The organism is Candidatus Poribacteria bacterium, assembly GCA_021295755.1.
GTDB lineage: Bacteria > Poribacteria > WGA-4E > WGA-4E > PCPOR2b > PCPOR2b.
Genome location: JAGWBT010000181.1, coordinates 1 through 4,931, shown reverse-complemented (window position 1 = coordinate 4,931; position 4,931 = coordinate 1). Strand labels below are relative to the sequence as shown.

Here is a 4,931-nt window from a genome sequence, read left to right as displayed (position 1 = left end):
AGATCCATAGATCAATCACCGCTCGCAGCAAGTAGGTCGAGATTCATATCTCGACACAGCATGTCGATTTTTCAAAATCGACCTACAGGAGTCTGCAATCGTACCAAGTTGCTTTGAATCCCGATCTTATCGGGGTGCATCAGGTCAAAGCCTCTCAGAACGGAGATGGGCTCAATCCGTCAAAAGTCAACACAACATAACAACTCGGATTATTAAAATTTTGATAAAGGAGATAGAATCATGGGAAGTTTAGCAGATCAGGTCGCAATTGTCACAGGCGGTGCCCAAGGGATCGGCGGTGCAACTTCGAGACGGCTCGCTGAATCAGGTGCGAGAATCCTCATCGCCGATATGGATGTTGAAACAGCTCAGTCCAACGCCGAGCGGATTCGGAATGCAGGCGGCATAGCGGAAGTCCTCGAGACCGATGTCTCTCGCCGTGATGACATTGAGGCAATGGTTCGCAAAGCGGTTGAACTATGGGGGCGCCTCGACATCCTCGTCAACAACGCTTTCAATACCAAAGAGCCGGACGGCAGCGCAGTAGACCTGTCGGAAGAGGCTTGGGACTACGCAATGAACGTCCTAGTCAAGTCCATGTTTCTAGGTGCAAAGTACGCCGTACCAGAGATCGCAAAGTCGGGCAAAGGTAGTATCATCAATATCTCGTCCGTCCACGGTCTTTTGATGGCTCCGAAGAAATTGGTATATGAAGCGGGCAAATCCTCCGTTATCGGTGTCACCCGTCAGATGGCGATTGACTTCGGACCGATGGGGATCCGGGTCAACGCGATCTGCCCCGGTCATATCGTAACTGAGCGCATCGAAGAACATTGGAAGCAGAATCCGTCGCTGTTACGTTTCTTTGAGGCACAATATCCAGTTCGCCGTGTTGGACGCCCGATTGACATTGCTAACGCTATCAACTTCCTCTGTTCGGACGAAGCATCTTTTATCACAGGACACGCACTGCCGGTGGACGGTGGACTGACCATTCAACTTCAAGAGGACTTCGGCGTGAATCAGGCACGATTTTTTAAAGACCATCCAGATACCGATGTATCTTCTTATTGACCTCAGCTTTCTTTGCATAATTTCTGTTATTGTATTCGTTGGAATTTCGTTGTATAATACGCACAACTTTGCTAATAGGCATTCTGCCGTTTTTGCGTGAGGAGGCTGCCCTATCCGAATTGAACCTGTCACCGATTTCAATCTGAAGCATACGTTGGAGTGTGGGCAATCATTCCGCTGGCAGCCGATCAACGGCTGGTATTACGGCGTTGTCGAGGGCAGGCAGCTGAAGATACGTCAGGAAAATCAGACGCTGGTTGTGGAAAGTTCGGCTGATGAAGCAGCAGATCGATTGGAAGTCTTCCTCCGCCACTACTTGGACCTAAATCGGGATCTATCGGCGATCTTAGACGCTGTCGACATTGATCCGTTCATCCACCGCTCGATTGAAACGTTCCGGGGGATGCGAATTTTGAACCAAGAGGTGTGGGAGTGTCTCGCATCGTTTATCTTGTCTCAGAATAATAACGTGCCCCGGATTAAGGGGATTATCCGCACAATCTCCACGCGATTTGGCGAAAAAATTGCGCTTGATGACTTGGTTGATTACTCTTTCCCAACACCCCAAGCCCTCGCCGAAGCCGGCGTTGAGACGTTGTACGATTGCGGACTGGGATATCGCGCCCCGTATCTGTGGACGGTTTCATCGACTATCGCAGCAGGAGAATTCGATCCCGAGCTTCTGACAAGTATGCCTTATGTCGACGCGAAACAAGAGTTGATGGAGTTCAAAGGAATCGGTGAGAAAGTCGCCGACTGCATCTGCCTATTTTCGTTAGGGCATGGTCAAGCCCTGCCCATCGATGTGTGGGTGAAACGGATTATAGAGCAGCTCTATCTTAAACGGAAAGCCTCAATTCGTGAGATACGTCAGTTTGCCGAAGACTATTTTGGGGAGCATCTCGGTTACGCCCAGCAGTACCTGTTCCATTATGCCCGGACAGTTGGACTTGAAAATCTGCTAGAGAGCGAAAGATAGCAAGACAATTCTGACTCCCTTAGCAGTACGCTATCCAAAACCATTAATCAAACAGAAAACAGGAGGTTTACATGCTTGAAGATTTGCGTGAAAATGTGCTTACATTGCTGGAAGAACGTGTTGAACGTGCCATTGATACTATCAGCCGTCTCAGGGAAGAGAAATTAGCCCTTGAAGCTGAAAATAATCAACTCCGGAATGAGTTGGACCAACGGGATGTACAGATTCAAAACCTCGAACAACGGAACGCTGAACTAAACCATTTTGAAGCGGAAATTACAGTGATCCGGAATGAGCGTGAACAGGAACGCCTTGAAGTAGATAAAGAGAAAGCGGAAGTCCGCGAACGCCTTGAAGGGCTCATGACAATGCTCAGCAATGCTGAGAGTCGGTCAGAAGGGCAGGAAGAAGCGCAGTCTAGCCCCCTCGACTATACACCTGAAACAGTTGATAATGAGACAGAACAACAAGACGAAGAAACGGAACAGCCAAGCGATTCCGATGAGACGCTGTTTATACCTACAACACTGCTCGAACCGCAGGAAGCAAAACAGTCAAGCGATCCCGATGACACATCCGATCAAACAGACGCTGAAGCGACTGAAGGGGCAGCTGAGAACACAGATGATGAGACGGAATTCGCTTAACGCTCACCTGCCAACGAACCGTCTAAAAGACGCAATTGACAACGTGCCGCGAGCCATCCGTTAGGAATACTAGGCATGACCTCTTCGACGCTTTTGCGCGGTAGTCGAGTCCGGCTCACAGCGTTAACGCAAAGCGACCTCCCAACCATTGTCCAATGGCATCAGAACCCCGACTTTTTGCGACTATTTGACGCGCTCCCCGCTTCTCCTAAAACTGAGGCAGCGTTGACTCAATGGCTAGACGATACGCATAAATCAACCGATACTTTTCTTTTTGCCATTCGCGCCCTTAGTAACGATGAACTGATTGGCTATGTTGAACTCGACGGAATCCTGTGGACGCATCGGGTGAGCGGCGTAAGTATCGCCATTGGGGAAGCAAAACACCGGGGAAAAGGCTACGGATACGAAGCTATGCAACTTCTGCTCCAATTTGCCTTTGACGAACTCAATTTGCATCGCGTACAACTCACGGTGTTTAGCTACAACGAACGCGCTATCGCGCTGTATGAAAAATTGGGCTTTCAGCGTGAAGGTGTGCATCGGGAACACCTACAGCGGGATGGGAGACGCTATGATATGTATCTGTACGGTCTCCTCCGCTCGGAATGGGAAAAAGGTTTGAAATTACAGTAGATACTCGACAAATCTTAAAAGACCAAAATGAGGGATGCACAATGGCTCAACGAATCGCACTTTTTAATCACAAGGGTGGCGTGAGCAAGACAACAACGACATTTAACCTGGGCTGGATGTTAGCCTCAAAAGGGAAGAGGGTTATTCTGGTGGATGCCGATCCCCAATGCAACTTAACAGGAATCGTGCTTGGATTCAAGTGATGGCGATAGAATCTTTAGCAACAGTGTTACCGAACTGGTACGCATGGGCTGAGAAAGCCTATACCTTACCAATCCTTCAGACTGCGGCTTATCCATTCCCAAAAGTCACTCCAAAATCCTAGGCGTAATCATTCAAAATTATCGCCCACGAGGTGGTGCACCCACTGTCGGCTTTCAAAAATGGATAGATGAGATCAACACCACTGTCTCCTCAAAACTGGTTTCCGAATTACACAAAATTGGAATGATGTTACCGGATCAGGTCTATAAGGGGGAAAGTGTGGAGGCAGACTTCTGCTTGGCAACTATCCCCGACTTCAATACGCTGATTGCCAAATCGCAAGACCACCAAACCCCTGTTTTTGCGCTGACCCCTGAACAGATTGGTCAGGCCGGTAGAGTCGAGGAAATTACACTCAAATCAAGGGATAGTTTTCAGCAGATTTTTTCAGAACTTGCGGATAAAATTATCGGGCTAACAACTTATGCAAGTAGCGATTGATCAATTTCGAGTCAATATTGCTCGTGTCCGCAATCTTGGGGTTATCCATAACACCTTAAACACTCAAACTACCGCGGTAATAGATCTCTCTGATTTATCGAACAGATTGCTGAAACAACACATGATCTATTAACAACCTAAAAAGGAAAAAGACTATGCCATTACAAACTGTTGGACTTCTAAGTCCCGGCGATATGGGACATATTGTTGGTAACGTCCTTGTGACACACGGCTTGCGCGTGATTACCTGCCTGCACGGGAGAAGTGAACGGACCCGAGCCCTCGCAGAAAAAGGGAAAATTGAAGATGTGCCGACGTATGAAGCCCTCGTGAATGAAGCAGAGATGATCCTGTCGATCATGGTGCCGGCGGAAGCCAAGGGAGCCTCCCAAGCGGTTGCGGACGTACTTGCTGAAACAGACACAGATCTCACCTACGTCGATTGTAACGCAATCGCCCCACAGACCACGCGCCAACTCGATGCAATCATAACCGAAGCCGGCGGTCGTTTTGTCGATGCGTCAATTATCGGTCCGCCGCCCAGAAAGCCGGGGGCAACCCGCTTCTACGCTTCAGGTGTCCATGTCGGTGATTTTGAAGTGTTGACACAGTTTGGGCTTGATGTCCGTCCACTCGGCGATCAGATTGGGTTGGCTTCGGCAATTAAGATGTGTTACGCCTCGCTAACCAAAGGGCTGACCGCACTGTGCACAGAACTGCTGACAGCCGCAGAACTGCTGGGGGTGTCCGACGCTCTCAAAGCGGAGTTTCAGATGAGTCAATCGGCGCTGTATCAACGCATGGAGGGCGGATTGCCGGGGATGCCGCCGAAGTCCAGACGTTGGATCGGTGAGATGGAGGAGATCTCGGCGACGTTCGGTCATGTCGGC

Annotated in this window: 7 protein-coding genes; all 7 read left to right on the top strand. The window is 49.3% G+C overall.

Translation table 11 applies throughout. The annotated features are described in order from the left end of the window. Positions 1-240 precede the first annotated feature (240 nt). Complete coding sequence (locus J4G02_20790) at positions 241-1,074, top strand: SDR family oxidoreductase (protein ID MCE2396963.1); 834 nt, start codon at positions 241-243, stop codon at positions 1,072-1,074. 154 nt (positions 1,075-1,228) lie between these two features. Continuing rightward, positions 1,229-2,053, top strand: coding sequence for a DNA-3-methyladenine glycosylase 2 family protein (locus tag J4G02_20785; GenBank protein ID MCE2396962.1), 825 nt, complete (start codon positions 1,229-1,231; stop codon positions 2,051-2,053). Positions 2,054-2,124: 71 nt separating this feature from the next. Then, complete coding sequence (locus J4G02_20780) at positions 2,125-2,700, top strand: hypothetical protein (protein ID MCE2396961.1); 576 nt, start codon at positions 2,125-2,127, stop codon at positions 2,698-2,700. A 75-nt stretch (positions 2,701-2,775) separates the two neighbouring features. Continuing rightward, the gene (locus J4G02_20775) at positions 2,776-3,336 is read left to right on the top strand and encodes a GNAT family N-acetyltransferase (GenBank protein ID MCE2396960.1); all 561 of its coding nucleotides are present in this window, start codon (positions 2,776-2,778) and stop codon (positions 3,334-3,336) included. A gap of 41 nt (positions 3,337-3,377) precedes the next feature. Next, a complete protein-coding gene (locus J4G02_20770) occupies positions 3,378-3,539 on the top strand; it encodes a ParA family protein (GenBank protein ID MCE2396959.1) in 162 nt (53 codons plus the stop codon). Positions 3,540-3,783: 244 nt separating this feature from the next. Further along, positions 3,784-4,041: a hypothetical protein gene (locus tag J4G02_20765; GenBank protein ID MCE2396958.1), complete on the top strand. Its 258-nt coding sequence runs from the start codon at positions 3,784-3,786 to the stop codon at positions 4,039-4,041. Positions 4,042-4,196: 155 nt separating this feature from the next. Beyond that, a partial coding sequence (locus J4G02_20760; GenBank protein ID MCE2396957.1) for an NAD(P)-dependent oxidoreductase occupies positions 4,197-4,931 on the top strand: 735 nt, incomplete at its 3' end.